Source organism: Bradyrhizobium sp. AZCC 1577, from assembly GCF_036924575.1.
Taxonomy (GTDB): Bacteria; Pseudomonadota; Alphaproteobacteria; order Rhizobiales; family Xanthobacteraceae; genus Bradyrhizobium.
Genome location: NZ_JAZHRQ010000001.1, coordinates 217,388 through 232,847 on the forward strand (window position 1 = coordinate 217,388; position 15,460 = coordinate 232,847).

At 59.1% G+C, this 15,460-nt stretch carries 15 protein-coding genes and 1 pseudogene; 7 read left to right on the forward strand and 9 right to left on the reverse strand.

Annotation, left to right across the window (positions count from 1 at the left end; all coding sequences use genetic code 11):
* Nucleotides 1-280: 280 nt before the first annotated feature.
* Both V1278_RS01025 and V1278_RS01030 read left to right on the forward strand, forming a co-directional pair.
* Nucleotides 281-676: a helix-turn-helix domain-containing protein gene (locus V1278_RS01025; protein WP_334379407.1), complete on the forward strand. Its 396-nt coding sequence runs from the start codon at nt 281-283 to the stop codon at nt 674-676.
* The gene (locus V1278_RS01030) at nt 667-1,926 is read left to right on the forward strand and encodes a tyrosine-type recombinase/integrase (RefSeq protein WP_334379408.1); all 1,260 of its coding nucleotides are present in this window, start codon (nt 667-669) and stop codon (nt 1,924-1,926) included. The genes V1278_RS01025 and V1278_RS01030 overlap by 10 nt, the downstream gene beginning before the upstream one ends.
* 99 nt (nt 1,927-2,025) lie before the next feature.
* Here the strand turns inward: V1278_RS01030 and V1278_RS01035 are convergent, their stop codons facing one another.
* The 5 genes and pseudogenes from V1278_RS01035 to V1278_RS01055 form a co-directional block, all read right to left on the reverse strand.
* On the reverse strand, nt 2,026-2,967 hold the full coding sequence (locus V1278_RS01035; RefSeq protein ID WP_334379409.1) for a ParB/RepB/Spo0J family partition protein: 942 nt from the start codon (nt 2,965-2,967) through the stop codon (nt 2,026-2,028).
* On the reverse strand, nt 2,960-4,564 hold the full coding sequence (locus V1278_RS01040; protein WP_334379410.1) for a DUF2130 domain-containing protein: 1,605 nt from the start codon (nt 4,562-4,564) through the stop codon (nt 2,960-2,962). The genes V1278_RS01035 and V1278_RS01040 overlap by 8 nt, the downstream gene beginning before the upstream one ends.
* Nucleotides 4,565-4,715: 151 nt before the next feature.
* Nucleotides 4,716-5,393: a hypothetical protein gene (locus tag V1278_RS01045; protein ID WP_334379411.1), complete on the reverse strand. Its 678-nt coding sequence runs from the start codon at nt 5,391-5,393 to the stop codon at nt 4,716-4,718.
* 1,102 nt (nt 5,394-6,495) lie between these two features.
* Nucleotides 6,496-7,413: an AAA domain-containing protein gene (locus V1278_RS01050; RefSeq protein WP_334384073.1), complete on the reverse strand. Its 918-nt coding sequence runs from the start codon at nt 7,411-7,413 to the stop codon at nt 6,496-6,498.
* Between the two features lie 6 nt (nt 7,414-7,419).
* Nucleotides 7,420-7,707 (reverse strand): annotated as a pseudogene (locus tag V1278_RS01055) (AAA domain-containing protein); the annotation flags it as partial.
* Between the two features lie 610 nt (nt 7,708-8,317).
* On the opposite strand from V1278_RS01055, the gene V1278_RS01060 reads away from it, so the two are divergent.
* Nucleotides 8,318-10,093, forward strand: coding sequence for a hypothetical protein (locus V1278_RS01060; protein ID WP_334379412.1), 1,776 nt, complete (start codon nt 8,318-8,320; stop codon nt 10,091-10,093).
* Between the two features lie 168 nt (nt 10,094-10,261).
* Here V1278_RS01060 and V1278_RS01065 read toward each other — a convergent pair whose 3' ends face one another.
* The 4 genes from V1278_RS01065 to V1278_RS36810 all read right to left on the reverse strand — a co-directional run bounded on the left by V1278_RS01065 (nt 10,262) and on the right by V1278_RS36810 (nt 13,354).
* A complete protein-coding gene (locus V1278_RS01065; protein WP_334379413.1) occupies nt 10,262-10,993 on the reverse strand; it encodes a HEPN family nuclease in 732 nt (243 codons plus the stop codon).
* A 1-nt stretch (nt 10,994) separates the two neighbouring features.
* Nucleotides 10,995-11,750: a hypothetical protein gene (locus V1278_RS01070; RefSeq protein WP_334379415.1), complete on the reverse strand. Its 756-nt coding sequence runs from the start codon at nt 11,748-11,750 to the stop codon at nt 10,995-10,997.
* A 316-nt stretch (nt 11,751-12,066) separates the two neighbouring features.
* The gene (locus V1278_RS01075) at nt 12,067-12,945 is read right to left on the reverse strand and encodes a hypothetical protein (protein ID WP_334379416.1); all 879 of its coding nucleotides are present in this window, start codon (nt 12,943-12,945) and stop codon (nt 12,067-12,069) included.
* A 166-nt stretch (nt 12,946-13,111) separates the two neighbouring features.
* A complete protein-coding gene (locus tag V1278_RS36810; RefSeq protein WP_442893790.1) occupies nt 13,112-13,354 on the reverse strand; it encodes a hypothetical protein in 243 nt (80 codons plus the stop codon).
* A 40-nt stretch (nt 13,355-13,394) separates the two neighbouring features.
* Between V1278_RS36810 and V1278_RS01080 the strand changes: the two genes are divergently transcribed.
* From V1278_RS01080 to V1278_RS01095, 4 genes are all read left to right on the forward strand, one after another.
* Nucleotides 13,395-14,237 carry a DUF3883 domain-containing protein gene (locus V1278_RS01080; RefSeq protein WP_334379417.1) on the forward strand — a complete coding sequence of 281 codons (843 nt, stop codon included), beginning with the start codon at nt 13,395-13,397 and terminating at the stop codon, nt 14,235-14,237.
* Nucleotides 14,238-14,342: 105 nt separating this feature from the next.
* The gene (locus tag V1278_RS01085) at nt 14,343-14,594 is read left to right on the forward strand and encodes a hypothetical protein (protein ID WP_334379418.1); all 252 of its coding nucleotides are present in this window, start codon (nt 14,343-14,345) and stop codon (nt 14,592-14,594) included.
* Nucleotides 14,540-15,055, forward strand: a complete 516-nt coding sequence (locus V1278_RS01090; RefSeq protein ID WP_334379419.1) for a very short patch repair endonuclease — start codon at nt 14,540-14,542, stop codon at nt 15,053-15,055. Before V1278_RS01085 ends, V1278_RS01090 begins: the two co-directional genes overlap by 55 nt.
* Nucleotides 15,056-15,213: 158 nt before the next feature.
* On the forward strand, nt 15,214-15,435 hold the full coding sequence (locus V1278_RS01095) for a hypothetical protein (RefSeq protein WP_334379420.1): 222 nt from the start codon (nt 15,214-15,216) through the stop codon (nt 15,433-15,435).
* Nucleotides 15,436-15,460 lie beyond the last annotated feature (25 nt).

The window sequence follows — 15,460 nt, forward strand, 5'->3', positions numbered from 1 at the left end:
AACCCTTAACCGCCATTAACTAACGGCCGTTAACCCTAAACATACGCTCCTGATGCACACGTGCTCACAACGTGCACAATGCCGGGCTTGCGTCGTCTTCACACCGATGCCGCATCATAGTTTTCACACCGATGCCGCATCATAGTTCAGGAGCCAAGCCGGTGAGCCATACCCAGACGATTGCCCGCGTCCGGATCGATCTCGGCGGTTCTCCGCCTGGCGCCGGAAGCGAAGACCCGGCCGCCGGCGGGACCGACGGCAGAGCACCCGGAGGTCGGCCATGAGTGACATTTCCGAAGCGATCGACGGAGCGATCCGCGAAGCGCTTGCCGCGGCGTTCCACGGCCGCCCGACCTTGCGGTTCGAGGAAACGGCTAAGGTGTTGAGAATGGACCCGAAAACGTTGCGACGGCATGTCGCCGACGGTAGAATTTCCTATCGCGTTACCGGCACCGGTTCCGCACGCAAGAGACGGGAATTCTCCTTGACGGACCTCGAGCGGTTCTACGAAGGGCGGACCGAACGGAACGCCAAGCGCGCTGCCGGCAGCGTGGCGCCGCCCCGAAAGGTAAAGGCAGTGGGCGGCATCATGGGATTCACCGATTTTCTCGCACACGAAGAGAGGATCGGCGCCGTGTCGCTGCCAAGGAACCGGAGCAGCAAACCATGTCACTGATACCGCCGAGCGCCAAGAGCCGGTTCTTTCAGATCGACTTCCAGATGTTCGGCGTCCGCCATTGCTATTCCTCGCGGACCGAAAACGAAACCGAAGCACTGGAAATCGAACGGAGCCACAAGGAAAGGCTTCGGGCCGCCGGCGCAGCCCCCCCGATGGCGGCGGAGGGCGCGAAGGACTGCACCTTCAACCAGGCCGCCTATATGTACTGGCAGACCGACGCCCAGTTCGCCCGCAAGTCGAAGCAGATCAAGGGCATGATGAAGCGACTGGTGCTCCAGGTCGGGCCCGACGAAATGTGCTCCGATCTCGGCTACGACGAGTTCAAGCGGGTCCGCACCGAGCTCAGAACCTGCAATCGGGGCCGGCCGACCAAACGGAAGGGCAAGTACGCACCGAAGACCATCAACAACTACCTCGAGCTGATGCTCACGATCCTCCGAGAGGCGGAGAGAAAGCTGACCACAAGCTTTGCCCGCCGGCCTACCAGAAAGGAAATGGTAAAGCTGAAGGAGAAGGTGGTGCAGCGCTCGCGCCACTTCAGCGAGGCCGAAGAAAAGAAGATGGAGGCGTTCAGCGATCCGGACCTGAAGGACATGTGGAAGTTCGACCTGTTGACCGGGATCCGGGCGGACGAACTCTGCGGCGTCCGTTGGGACAAGATCAACTGGTCGCGAAACCGCGTGTCGGTCGAAGTCAAGGCGACCGGGATGGATCCGTACTGGCGCGAGATCGAGTGCATTCCAGAAGCGATGAAAATCCTGTACCGCCGCAAGCGGCTCGGATACCACGACGAATTCGTCTTCACGCTGCCGCTGGACAGGGACGGTTGGCTCGACGAGAAGCGGCGAAGAAGGGGCGATCAGATTTTGGTGTCGTCGCGGTTGTTCTATACCCGCATGTGCGCGATCTGGAAAAAAGCCAGCATTCCCGACGCCATCGTCCACGATCTGCGGCGCACCGCGGGCCGTCGCATCTACGACGAGCACAAGGACATCGAAGCGGCGCGCGTATTCCTGGGGCACGGCGATTGGCGAGAGACCGCGCGTTACCTCGGACTCAAGCCCCGCGACGTCGTCCCGACGGCAAGGCGTGCAAGCGCGCGCTCGACCGCAAACCTCGCGGAAATCGACGCCGCTATGGGAGAGGTCCCGCGGCAGCCCGTTCCGACATCCAATGCTGCGCGTTCGGCCGCGCTACGCATCGTCGGCCAAGAGATTGCTGCCCAGATCAACGCGGGCCGCAACTAGGTTTCAGCGCATATCGCCTTCGCCGTGAGGACATCCCGCCCGCTTGGCTCCTCGGCCAATGGATAACGCCGCACGGCATGCGCCCCGCCGGAACGATGGTCAGGAAAGCGCCTTCCGCAGCGAGCGAAGCATGGCTTCGGCGTCGTCGATCTTCCTCAGAAGTTCGGCGTCCCCCTTCAACTCCTGCAGTGCGGTCCAGGGCACCGCCTTGACCGCCTCGACGACCGCGTCGAGCTCTCCGGACAGGCTGTCGTCGCCCTTCTTCTTCACCGTTCCGAGGCGAAGCGCCGCCGACTCGAGATCTCCTGCGTCGGCGAGAAAGTGAGCCTTGGCGACGGGGTCCGGCAGGATGGCGCGCAGCTTGCGCAGATCCTTCGAATTGGTGATGCGCTTCTGGTTGACCTTCTTGACGACGGCCTCGACCACGCTCGGCGTCAGAAGCTTCTTGCTGACGCCCATCAGTTCCCGCGCCCACGTGATGGCCGCACCGGGGTCGCGGAGACTGGTGAATTTTTCGGAGAGATCGAACACCTCGACCAGCTTGTCGAGCTCGCGGACCGTGATGCCGAGGATGTTGGCCGCGCTGGCCCGGCCCACAAGATCCACGAGACTGTAGGCGACCATCTCCTTTTCCTTGGCGTCCCACTCCTTGCGCTGCCGGTGAATGTAGATCCATACGCGCAGCCGGTCTTCGTCGCTCAGCGTCCGGTCCGTCACTTCCACCGGAATCTGCCGATATTCTTCCTTGCCTTGCTCGACGAGCACCTTCGAGTTCGACCATCGGCGGTCGCCGTCGATGATGCGGAATTTCCTCGGGAGGTGCGGGTGCGGCTCGACAAGCAACGGCTCGAAAAGACCTCCGTTCGCTTCGATCTGCCGCTGGAGCTCTTCGTCTATCTTCGGACCGAGGCGCGGTTGCTTCTCGTTCGGGACGATGTCCTCGATGTCCGCCCTAGTGCGGTATGTCCGCAACACGGTCCGGTCGAGCCTGCGCTCCTGAAGGTTGACGACGACGTTACGGTCTTCGGCCGCGCTAGTCATCGGCGCGCCCGCCGAAATCGGCGGTGCCGACGATCGCATCGATCTCGGTCGTCAACTCGGCACGAACCCGTTGCACCGAACGGACCAGTTCGCCCTGGCGCTTCCAGGTGGCATCGTGTGCCTTCTTCTCCTTCACCTGCAGTTCGAGAAGATCGTCGGTGTGGGTGTCGATCCTGGCGAGGAATCCGGCGCAGCGTTCCGAGGTGATGAAATCGTACAGCGCCGCCGTCTTTCGCGCGCGCTCCTCGTTGCTGAGACGCAGGGTGTGGGTCTGGACCAGATGCCGGCGGATGACCTGCACCAGCGCCACCACGCGCGCGGGTCCGGCCAGGACGACGCCGTCCTGGACATGAAGGTGTCGCGCGCCTTTCGGGAATTTGCTGGTCGAGAGCACGGCGTGCTCGGCCTTGGCCGCCATCTGATCCGAGGCGAGTTTGGTCACGAAGTCATTGCGCCATGCGTTATGATTCTTGGAATCGTAGATGATCTTCCCGCATTCCTTGCCGTTGTGCATCACGGTGTGCAGGACGTCGGCGCCCGGCTGCCCCTTGTTGATCCGTTCGATCCGGTCACCCTCGAATTCGGCCTTCAGGGCCTCGTAGAGATCGATCTCGGCGCCTTCGCCCAACTCTTCGGCCGTCTTCTGTTCGTAGGCGCGCTTCAGTTCCTCGAACTTGGTCTGGACCTTGAGGCGCTCCTCGAACGAGGCCGCCTTCTCGGCGTTGACGGCGTCGTCGACGGCCTTCTGCCAGACGTCGCGTTGTTCCTGAAGCTGAGCCTGGTGCGCCTGCTGCAGCGCCTCGACCTGCCGCGTCGCCGAGGCGGCGCCGGCTTCCGCCTCCGCCTTGGCCTTTTCGAGGCCTTCGATTCGCTCCCGCGCGGCGTCCGCGGTGGCGACTTCGATCTCGTTGCGAATCTCGGCTTCGCGGTCAGCGGCCGCCGACTTCAGATTTGCCAGCGCAACGGCATGGTCGTCGCGCTGGCTTGCCAACGCGGCCTCAAGGGCGGCGGTGGCGGTCTCGGCTGCGGCCTTGGCGGCGTCCGCGCTCTCGATGCGATGATTGAGCGCGGTCTCGATCTCCTTCAGACGGCGCTCGTTCTCTTCGATCTTTTCGCGCGCTGCAGCTTCCGCCAAGCCGAGAGCTTCCGTGCGGATCGCTTGCTCCCGTTCGGCGGCGGCCTGCTTCATCCGCTCGATTACGACCGTGGCGTAAGCCGTTGCCTCGCGTGCGGCATCGAGTTCGGCGCGGATCGAAGCCTGAGCTTCGATGTTGGCCCGGTCCATGGCGGCGATCTGCTCGGCCCCCTGGGCCTCGGCTGCGCGGCGGGCGGTCTCGCAAGCTTCCGCGATTTTCGCGTCCGCGAGCTTGCGCGCCTCCTCCAACGCCAGCTCCTTGTCGCGCGCGTGCTGCTCCTTGAGTTGCGCGGCGATCTCGTCCGACCGTTCGCGCTCGCGCGACTGGATCCGCGCCTTGATCTCGTCGTAGCGATCGTGGGGAATCGGTTGGTCGCAGGTGGGGCAGGCATCGGCCAATAGCGAAATCCTCGGAGCCGATTGAACTGCTTTCGCCTCGAAAAGCGGTGCACGCGCAGACATGCAATCTATCCTCCATAAAATAGGTCCTAATTTCTCCTATTTGCTCCCAGATTTGTCAAGTCCCACCTTCGGTACTTGGTCTCCCCGCCGGACCACACGCCGAATTATCCGGTAAAAACAAAGCTTACACGCCGTGTACGCAGCATGACGACTATTGCGCCGACCCTTCTCCCGGTGTGACGGGATCGCTCCGTTTGCGAGACTCACGAGATTTCCGGGCATGACGGACCGGGCCGGCATTCGGCAGGATGTCCTCCCAGATTCCGGTTCGTTCCAGCACGAGGCGCCGCGTCAGCGACTGGACGTTGAAGACGTCGAACATCGAAATCGACGTCGTGGCCTTGCCGAACTTGTGGGTCGTGCATCTGCTGCGGAGCCAGCTCGCCGCAAGCAATGCATCCTCGACCGAAACCCCTCGGTCGCGGACCTGGCCCTTCGTCCACGACATGCGTTCGCCCTTCGGGGCCCGCTCCGCCCTATGCACGCGGGTCGGCGTGCCGCGCACGTTCCAGATCACCGGCGCCGCGCTGCGCACTCCGGCCCGGTCGAGACGTTGGCGCAGATCGCGGTAGGATTCCTCGTCCCACACGCCATCCTTCATTACCGGCCGTTTGCCGTGCGGCCGCGGCTCGAGCTGCATCTCCTCGATCGCCGAATAGGCAAGCGTCACGGCGGAGACCATGGTCACGTGGTCGACCCGCGCCTTTGAGATCGCCTTCTCAAATCGGTCGACCAATCGAGTATCAGTCGTGGCGAAGCCGACCGGCAACGTCGATCCTGGTGCGATACCGATCCGGACCGTGAACGCGAGCGTAGCTCCAGCCTTCACGAATTCCATGCTTCTAGGAAGGCTTCGCGAACGCATCGATCGTCCGCGCTCAAACAGATGCCGAAATTTTCGCATGATTTCGTTATCGGTCCCGTGGACGTCCAAGAATGTGGAAGTAACCGTGCTCTCGCCTTCCTCACCACGCATTGAGTTACGCATAGTAGAAACGGCAGGCGGTAGATCGGGCGACGCTCCCCAAGCCGAACCTGCGCCTCTGGCCCAAATAACGTCGAAGGAGCCCTTCTCGGCGGAAGACTTCTGACGTGACGCCAAAAGGGCAATCGCACCTATGTTATCGGAAAGATAGATTGAGCCCACGATGCCGCGAGTGGATTGCGGCGTGCCGGACGGCTGTTCGCGCTCGATCCACCTTTCGATGTCGAAGTACCCGTCTTTCCGAATAAAGCTCGAAAACCGCGCGTCTCCGAATATCGAATCGACGAACTGTAGCGTGAGAAAATCAGGTGCCGGGGAGAATTGCGCGTTTCGGGCCGACGACATGCCTTCGAGAAGCGGCCGAAAACTTACGAACTTTTCGATTCCTACCCCGAAATCGATCTCGACCTTTGGACCCTCCGAGAGATCGAGAAAATCGGAGGTTCGATAGGTCGACCAGCCGTAACCGATCGGTTCGACGTGACCTATCGAGTACAGGTGTGTCGAGTCGGCGTCTCCAGCGCCCTTTTGCGCTCGTACGAAGTCTCGGAAATTCGACGTAAATGCCTCCTCGGCGAACCGACGCGGAACCTCCTTCGATAGGGCGGAGGGCCTCAGCTCGATTAGATGGCGGCTACCGAAAGACCTCTCCGAGGGCAGGATAGTGCTGGCCACCATGTCGAACGAAACGGTCTCGTTCCACGTTTCGACGGAAACGATCCTGGGCATGCCGTCGGGAGACGAAGAAAAGAGCTCATCCGCCGCCGGCTGCAGTGATGCAAACTCTCCCTCCAAGAGAACATGGCCTCGCGCCACCAGATCCGAGAGCACGATCTCCATTTCCCTCACAGAAAATCCAAAAAACGTCCGCATTCTCTGGACGGGTATGCGTTCGAACATCCTCAGCAACCGAAGCACGAATTCGTCGACGACAGGCAGTCGACGGTCACGGGATACGTTGAGGACGAACGAAAATCTTCGGCAAGGTATTCTGCAGCCGACTGCATCGACGAGAATCCGGTCCGCGCTGCCGCCGGAACGTTTCATCATAGCGCCCCTGCCTTGATGATCTCTCCTGCGGGCCTTTCCATGCCGTCGATGTACTCCAGCACGCGACGCATCGGACTCTTCTTTCCAACCCGGCTCCACATTCTCGTGGCGCCGACGATGACGAGACGCTCTTTCGCGCGCGACATGGCACATTGCAACGATTCATGTTCCCGACGTGACCGACCGTACCCTTGGCATTGCACCTCACGAGCGAGACGATAACGATAGCATTCTCCTTGCCTTGGTAGGAGTCCACCGTATCCAGTCGGACCAGGTCTCTGAACGTTGACGGAAGGTCGCTCTGGGCAAGCAAACGTTCCAGAAGGACGCGCTGTTCCTTGTACATGCAAATTATACCGATCGGGTGGTCATCGGCCAGATCAGCCAGGTGGTCCGAGAATTCATGATTCTGCTGTATGCTTTTCAACAAGCTGACGATTGCATTCGCCTCCGCGAGGTTGGCAATGTCCCAAGGGTTTCGTTCGTCCGGCCTTTCGACATGGGACTTCTCGGAGGACGTGTCTATCCAAGTCACGCAGGACGGCAACAGCTTCTTGGCGGCGGCGCTCGTGAAGAAGACGTCTCCGTTGCGTTCCTCCGAAGTTACGAGCACGACGCCACGGGGCTTGTAAAAAACGTCGGAGACGAGATCGCAGATCGGCGGAGCCATTCGGTATTGCTCGTTCAGAACTTGCCCGCCCTTTATGCCGTAGGACGAAACGAATGCGCGCTCGAACTCGCTCCGCTGGATATCGGTGATCTGAGCCTGCGAAAACTCCCTGCACAGTTCCCGTGTGACGACATCGTCGACCATCGGCTTGAGCTGAAAGTGGTCGCCGACCAACAATACCCGGCGGCCCAATTGGAGAGGAACCGCGAGTTCGCCCGGCGTACAGCGTGCCGCCTCATCGACAATGACCCAATCAAAGTCCGCCTGATCTATGCGAACGCGTGTTTGCCCCAAGCCGACGCACGTGCCGGTTACGATAGTTTTCGTCTTTGCGAGAAACTCCTCGAAATTTCTCGAGCTGGAAGACAGTGCCTCCGTCCATTCCTGTGCGAGCGCAAGCAGACGCCCCATGTTCGATGCGTCCGCTTCAGGAACTCCGCGCGCGGCGCGACCTGACGCTTCGCGCCGGAATGCCCGCGGAGAGGCTGTATCGCATCGCGAATGTGCTTGCCGACGCGGCGTTCCTCAGGGCGGTAGGGGTTGCCTCACCATGAGACGAACGGCTTGGATCAAAGACTTCGACAAAACCCATCGCCGGATCGACGAGATCACGAAGCACGAAGAACTCCGGAGAAAAACGGGGATACTGAAATCGCCGGAGGTACCCTACCTGGTCGCATCCTGTTATTTAATCTCACCTAGCATGCGTCCGATGGCGGTGGGCGCGTATGATCGCCCACTACGGCTTGCCGCTCGGCCGGCACCTATCGGGCGAAGCCCGATGTATAAGTGCGCTACTTCCTTCAAACTCTGTTTGCCCTGCTTAACTCGATACATCACGCTCGATGCAATCGAGAATCCCTGTTGCAAAGAGAACGACAGGAAAACTGACCAATACTTGAGGTTGCGCTGGGGCTACACCTCCAGACCCCACCCGAGCCACAACTTACACTTGAACGTCGGTCGGCAACGGGTCAGGATTGAACTGTATTGTACCCATCTTAGCGCTATCGATTTTCACGACTGACGTTTGGCTCGGAGCCATACCATGAAACGTCTCCTCATTGCTTTCTCCCTTTTCGTTCTGGCCTTTCCGTTGACTGCAATCGCTCGCGATCTCGCGACCATGAAGGGAAGCTGGATTTGCCAAGCCGGATGCAATTGCGCGCCTGCTTCCCCTCAAAAGTATGCGTCCATCGCGATTCGAATCGCCCCCGGCGGCAAGCAAGAGGGCGTCCTCCGAAATCAATGTGGCAATGAGTCTGCCGCGGAGTTCACTCCCGGCCGCATTCGTGCCACCCAGTGGAATCTTGGTGGTGGCATTAGCGCCGACAACAACACGATTTCTTGGGACAATGGCTCCGTATGGAAGAGGCAACCGGCCAACGTTTCAGAACTTGAACGCAGAATGGCGTATTGGGAAAGCCGGTACTTCTACTGCCCGTCCCCTTCGGGTGCTTTCCCTTCCAAGGAATCTGATGGAGGCGCTCCGGCTTGTGATGACGGTGATTCCGCCATGTTCAACGCATTGCTTTGTCGATCAGGAGACGCGCGCGGATGCAACACTGTAAAGCTATCCCAAGACAAGGACGGTCGCTTCTGGCGATCACCTGAAAAGCAGCGCTTGCGGCCGGCAGAGCCCTCCGGTCTTAAAGACGGCCAAACTACGTTCAGTGGAGATCATGCGGCCGGTTTATTCGTTTATTTCGGGCACACAGGAGATCGGGATGCGTTTGCGCAGTGGATCAAATGGATAGATTCCAATGAACGCTGCCTGACTTGGTGTGGCGGTTTGCCTCCCGGCACAACACCGCGCTATTGCAAGAACGATCGATGCGCACTGAGGTTCGGTGATTGCCAAACGCTCCTGCTGCTCGGGGCACGAATGAATGTCGGCGTGCCATTTTGCAAAGCCGATCCGTTCAATCCCCTTCCAACCGTAACCAATGCCGCGCAGGCCTTGAAGAACACCTATGACGAAACTGTAGGTAAGCTGCCCGCCAAAGCTCCCGGCCTCGAGCTGCTTCGAAAGAACTTCGACAAGGCGCTTGCGGCCTATCAGAAGGCGGTGGAGCCGCTTGAACAACTGCGCACAAAACTGGAGGCAGAGCTCGTTGAGACCCTTTTGATCTCCCAGTTGGAAAAGACAATTTCCGCCCGCGTCAATGATCGTGGCTATTCGCGCCACAATGCACTGGTTGGAATTATGATGCTCGAAGATTGGGGTCTTGGACGCAAATGGATGAACGCAGAAGCGCGGCGGGTGGCAAAAGACGAGCCGCTCAATCCATTTTTTCAATTTGTGGCATACCGCAAGGAAAGCAGACAGCGGATGCTTGCAGATATCCTCGAAGAGTGTCCCGCTGAATCGTCCGACAAGCGACGACTGCGCCGACAATGGTCATGGGAACGTGACACCAGCAAGCGCGAATGGCTCGACACGATGTATTGGGATTGTTCTTTCGTCGGGCGGATGTATCTGGAGCAAGGTAGCCCCTCAACGAAAGAGAATACCGCAGAGACAGCCTTACGACAGGCCTTTGGCGCAGAACTCAAGAAGGTTGCCGAGTTACATAACAGGGCTGCCGAAGCCTTGGAGAAAATTCGAAAACTGATCAAGGATCCTGGCAAAACGTTAGTCGATGAGGGTAAGAAAGCAATTCAGGATCTCGAGGACAAGGCAAAACAATTGAAAGAGAAGCCGCTCGAAGCTGTTACACCCCAGATTCCAGAAAAGCCTCTCGAAAAGCCTGTAGAGACAATAAAGGAGGTTCTTAAACCGCCCCCTATCCTGCGCCCGCCTCGCCTGCCCTCGCGCTTCTAAAGGACGGTACCGGGTAGGGCTGTGGGAATTGGCTATATTTCAACGCCGGTCGAGCCGGTCGTCCGGCATGATGGTTTGCCCGCTACGCGAGTGATGGCGGCAGAGGCAGGATGGATCGGGTGAGGATGTTCCATGCTTGCGAACTCGATCTGGCGCGGCAGATTCTCATCATTTGACCGCCGCGAACAGCCTATCCGCTTCCCGCTTCACCAAGCGATCCAGCGTCGTCTTCGCTTTGCCGGCATCTCCACCGTGTGCGTCGAGGAGGCGTTCCCAGATATCTCGATTGAGACGCGGCATCTTGCGCGAACGCTCCATTGACTCCGCGCGCTCGGCCCCAACCTCGGCCATAGGGTCTTCGGGATCCTGCAGATTAAGGTCGGACTGCTGCTCCCGAAGTACTTTCAGCACATGGCGTGCCAAAGTCCTCATTTCGTCAAAGTCGACGTCCGCGACGAACGTGATCTGCTCGCCCCAGTCACGATTCCAAATGCGAATACCTGCGAAGCGGCCCTCCTTGTTGATTGGAAGGATGTTAAAATGAGCCAAGCTGTTGCGTAGCAGTCTCGGGAGATTGGACAGTCGGGTGGGGTCCACCATCACTGCTTCGCCTTCCGCACCCGTCATTTCGATCCGCCCGCCACCGTGCCGCGAGTAGACGACGTTAAGAACACGGTCTATTGGCTCATATCCCCTCATGATCTCGCCCAGTGCGCCCGGCGCCTTTTCGTGTGGAAACACCAACACGCCAAGGAGCGACATAAGCAGTTGCGTGTCTGAGAAGGGTGGCTGATCTTGTTCCGGACTGCCCCATTTCGGGGCCAAGGACTCGACGAGATCGAGGTTGTGCAAGATACGATCAGCTAATGCCGCCAAGAGCGGTCCGACAGGGTATCCCATTTCAGTTCTCCCGAATCGCTCCACTCAAACGGATTGCTTGTATCGCAAGATCGCGCTTGCGCCCGGGCTTCGTCGAAGGATCGCCTGTCATCCAGACAGGGTGATGACCATTCAATCCGGATGGATGACTGACGTGAACCCAAACCACGTCTCCGGCGCGATAGCTGATCTCGTTGATGTCTGAAAAACGCGAGCCGTACAGTGAGCGGACTACTCCGCGACAGCCCTTGATGTAGCTGTCCGTGGTGCCGAGCAGCAGAACCAAGCGAACGGAGGACGGAAGGTCGGCGAGGAAGGTCTCAGTGCACGTCCGCACGCTTGTGGAGATTTCTTCGGTGAATGCCTTCGGCATGACCTCGCCGGTGCACGCTAACACTCCCCCCTTGTTGATGCGCGAAAGGCTACAGCGCACCAGCGACCCGAAGCCGATCTCAGTTTCCGAGGCCACCATCTTCTGGTCAACGACTTCCGATCTCTCGATCACGCCGAGCAGCCGCAGTTCTTCGGTTAGGCGACTGCGCATGTCCTTGAAGGGGATATCCTCGAAACGGCCGGACCGAAAGGCGTTCGCCTGGGTAAAGCCCTTTGAGAAACCAAGTATCAATATACGCGGCGCCGCTGATCCCCAAGCTGCGGGATCATTCACCATCTGCCACTTGCCGATCATCTGCGTCGGGCCATCGCCGCTGAAGCAGCGACGACAGGCAATGCGGCCATGCGCAGGTAAGGTCGATAACGTTGCGAGTGCCGTATCCATGTCTGATAGTTCTCCATGATAATGCAAGATCCGTGATTTTAGCGACGGAACCGGCGCGTTCGGTGCGCCGCGGTGACAACTTCGCCATTGTCACCGACGATTGCGTACACGCTTAGCCAACGCTCGAACTGCTTGAGCTCTTGCTGTCCTCCTATCTCACGTTGGAGACGCCGAATTGCCGCCCTATCGAATGTTAGGCGGTCAGCACCGCCGCAGCGAGACACCGAACCGCAATCGAAGAGCATATCAAGCACGAAAGGTGGAATTGCCCGCTGTTGCATTCTCTTACGTGCATGAGTTGACAGCGCAAACTCGCTCATTCCGTTTCTCCTTGACGCCGGAGCGAGACTTCGAGCGCCTTGCCGATAAAGAGAGGAACGTCCACGTTCAGGCACTCTGCGACTGCCCGGGCTTGCGGAAGATCGAAAGTGAAATTGCCGTTCAGCCATCGCTCTGCTTCGTCGATATCCATCCCTGCTTTTTGAGCCAATTTCTCAGCAGGTTCGAAATTAAGGATTCTTTGGACCAACCTGCTAAGTTCAACCGAACTTTCGGCTTCCCGCATCGCGAGCGAAAGAAAGTGATCTTCTTTGGGTACCGATGGACAGGGCACGAATCCTCGTCGTCCAGCCAACCATCGCTTTGTCTCAGCGAAGCTCACGGACACCGGCTTTGATCCTTGGATGGTCTTCAGCCGCGCGTCGGACTTATCAGAGATGGCCATCCTTACGGCGCCCTCCGTCATATTTGCCAGGAGAGCAAGCTCTCGGGTGGTGAAGGTCTGAGTGCCGTCTGCAATCCACTCCAGCTTCCATCGCGCCAAGGCGGTATCCGCGACCATCTGGCAGTAGCCGTCGGGAGTCATGAACCGGTGTGTTTCGCTGGATGCGGCACCCCCAATGCGAGGTGTGCCTTGCAGGAACGTGTGCAGGTCTTGGATTTCGTGATCCTGGAAAGTGTTCAGGAGGCTCGGATTGAACGCATACTGGTAACTACGTTCGAAGGAGCCAGTGATGTCCGCAAACAAAGACAGGTCAACCTTCGTCGTTGGTTCGTGGCAGTACTCGTCCTCCGTTCGGAAGCCGATGAACGCTTCCGCCTTGGCTGGCCCTGATGAGATCAGCACGTGATCGGCTTCGAACAGGAAAATCGTGCGGAGTTCGTCGAGCATTTGAGCTTGGGTAAAACGAGCCATCTCTATTCCCTACATGCGAAATGAAGTGCATGTCCGCATGTATGCCAAATGTTATCGCTCCATGTCAAGCGAATATGCAAATAAGAACGCATAATGCTGTATGTAGTTGTAGAATAAAGATTTTTAGCATTCCCTAGGGATTCTATCCGTTCCTTTGCGGATGCTGTTAGCCTCGTCCGAAAAACCTCACACAGCGGAAAAGGGTAGCCGCGGGGGAGCTAGTGGGAGCGTCTACCCTCGTCTTACTGACGGCCGTGCTTTCAGATCGATCCGCGCGATCCGACACCCAGCCGTGTTGCTCGCACTCGCGGATCGCGTGAGCCTCCTGCAGCACGCAGATCGCCCAGCCGCGCAGCGTCCGGATCGCGTCGACTAGATTCCAAGCCCAGTGACCATGGTTGCGAACGATTGCTTGCCTGGTACGCTACCGTCGGCTGGGGAGCAGAGAATTGAACGCAAGCCGGGACGAGATAGCTGGGAAGCCATGGTCGGAGGACGAGGTCTCCGCTGTGGTCAAGAGCTATTTCCGGATGCTGGCTCTTGAGAAGGCGGGCACTCTCTACAACAAGTCCGAAAATCGACGTCGGTTAATGGAGGTTGTCAGCCGGTCGGAGGGATCGATCGAACGCAAGCTCCAGAATGTGTCTGCTGTCTTGGACGTGCTGGGCGCTCAGTGGATCAACGGGTACAAGCCGCTGGCGCATTACCAGGACGCCCTAGTCGAAGCCGTGGCGCGCACCGTCGCACGGGAGCCTCGTCTTCTCGACCCTGGGAGCGTAGGCACACCGCTGCCGACAGCAGAAAGCGCCATCTTGGTGCCAGCGCCAGCCTTGCGTGATCCGGACGAGACGCTGACACCCGCCATTCAACGGCTTGTCGGCAAATTCGACCCGGCCGAGCGAGACGCTAGAAACCGCGACCTGGGAAAAGCCGGCGAGCATTTCGTCGTGGAGTTCGAGCGAGACCGGTTGCGGAGAGCTGGACGCGACGACCTGGCCGAAGACGTGCGGTGGGTTTCAGACTTGGACGGGGATGGCTTCGGGTATGATGTCAGGTCCTTTGAGCCGGATGGCCAGGAACGCCTATTAGAAATCAAAACAACGTGCGGCCATGAGCGCACAGCGTTCTGGCTCACTAGACGAGAGATCGACGTCGCTTCAGAAAACACTGGCACCTACCGGATCCGGCGAGTGTTCCACTTCCGCAACCGCGCCCAGATGTTCGAAGTCGCCCCTCCCCTGGAGGAACCGCTGTTATTGACGGCTTCGGCCTTTCTTGCTGCGCTGAGATAGCGCTGGCTTCCAGTGCATTGATCTGCAACTCCGTGAAGCCCAGGAGAGCTAACGCTCCGAAGTTGCGGGTCAATGTGGTATAGGCTAGTAGCAGAGGAAGCATCCATGGCCGATATTCCATATGGAACGATTGATTTCGAAGCGGAGGCTTTGCGGCTCTACGACAGCGACGAGCGCGAGCGCCTGTTCTCCGAGGCCTACGAACGGTTTCCAAACTATCAAAACGCGCAGTTGATCGACGCACTCGACCATATCATGGACGGCTTCGAGCAGAGCTTTTCCGCTAGGTACTCTGAAGCGGGATGGCAGGCGATTTCGGAGCAACTCGCCGAACAAGTGCACAACGGACTGACGTGAGAAAGCGCGTCACTGCTCACCCATTGAACGACGGGAGACGGAGCAGGCCGCGCAAGGAGGATTTCGCTCATCGTTCCTGGACGATGGCGCAGGTCAAATCCAAGCACACCACTCCCGAGATGGTGGTCAGGCGAGCGGCGCACGCAATGGGTCTCCGGTTCAGGCTTCACCGCGAGGATCTACCCGGGCGACCTGACATTGTCTTCCCGAGGTGGAAAGTCGCCGTCTTCGTCAATGGCTGCTTTTGGCATTGCCATGAAGGATGCAACCGCGCTCGCGTGCCGCGATCAAATGACGTCTACTGGAGACGCAAGCTCGACAGAAACGTTCAGCGCGACCGTGACAACATCCGGTCGCTGCGAAAGGCTGGCTGGCGCATCATCGTCATATGGGAGTGCGAAAGCAAGAAGGCCGCCCTGCTGACGTCGAAGCTGCGCCGAGTAGCGACGCCCAGGCAATAGCTCACTGCTGCATCGCGGGGGCCGGCTCGCGCTGGTTATCGGGATCAAGGGACCTGAGAGGGCGACGTTCAAGGTTGAAGGTGTCGATCGGCACCGTCGGGACGCCGGCGATGCTCACGCCAGGTTCCTGAGCGTGTTGCAGGTAACCTCCAGAGAGGGTGGATAACGAGCAGTCGCCGAACCCGCGTGCGGTTCGCATCGAATTCGATCAAACACGGAAGCTTCAGGGAAGCGACGGTTTCGACTTCTCAGCAGGACGAGCGCATCACCTGACGTCCTGCGCGATCCCGGTCGTCGTCAACTGGGAATACAAGACGAAGGGCCCAAAAGCACTCGCTGGCATTCTCCGCCGCAACGTCGTCGCCAAGGCGCGCAAATAACCGCCTGAACCGCCCGCGGCTGCGC

What these genes read in the sequence shown, in the direction of transcription:
- V1278_RS01025 (WP_334379407.1), top strand. Translation starts at nt 281, where the DNA reads ATGAGTGACATTTCCGAAGCGATCGACGGAGCGATCCGCGAAGCGCTT.
- V1278_RS01030 (WP_334379408.1), top strand. Translation starts at nt 667, where the DNA reads ATGTCACTGATACCGCCGAGCGCCAAGAGCCGGTTCTTTCAGATCGAC.
- V1278_RS01035 (WP_334379409.1), bottom strand. Translation starts at nt 2,967, where the DNA reads ATGACTAGCGCGGCCGAAGACCGTAACGTCGTCGTCAACCTTCAGGAG.
- V1278_RS01040 (WP_334379410.1), bottom strand. Translation starts at nt 4,564, where the DNA reads ATGTCTGCGCGTGCACCGCTTTTCGAGGCGAAAGCAGTTCAATCGGCT.
- V1278_RS01050 (WP_334384073.1), bottom strand. Translation starts at nt 7,413, where the DNA reads ATGGTCGACGATGTCGTCACACGGGAACTGTGCAGGGAGTTTTCGCAG.
- V1278_RS01060 (WP_334379412.1), top strand. Translation starts at nt 8,318, where the DNA reads ATGAAACGTCTCCTCATTGCTTTCTCCCTTTTCGTTCTGGCCTTTCCG.
- V1278_RS01065 (WP_334379413.1), bottom strand. Translation starts at nt 10,993, where the DNA reads ATGGGATACCCTGTCGGACCGCTCTTGGCGGCATTAGCTGATCGTATC.
- V1278_RS01070 (WP_334379415.1), bottom strand. Translation starts at nt 11,750, where the DNA reads ATGGATACGGCACTCGCAACGTTATCGACCTTACCTGCGCATGGCCGC.
- V1278_RS01075 (WP_334379416.1), bottom strand. Translation starts at nt 12,945, where the DNA reads ATGGCTCGTTTTACCCAAGCTCAAATGCTCGACGAACTCCGCACGATT.
- V1278_RS01085 (WP_334379418.1), top strand. Translation starts at nt 14,343, where the DNA reads ATGGCCGATATTCCATATGGAACGATTGATTTCGAAGCGGAGGCTTTG.
- V1278_RS01090 (WP_334379419.1), top strand. Translation starts at nt 14,540, where the DNA reads ATGGCAGGCGATTTCGGAGCAACTCGCCGAACAAGTGCACAACGGACT.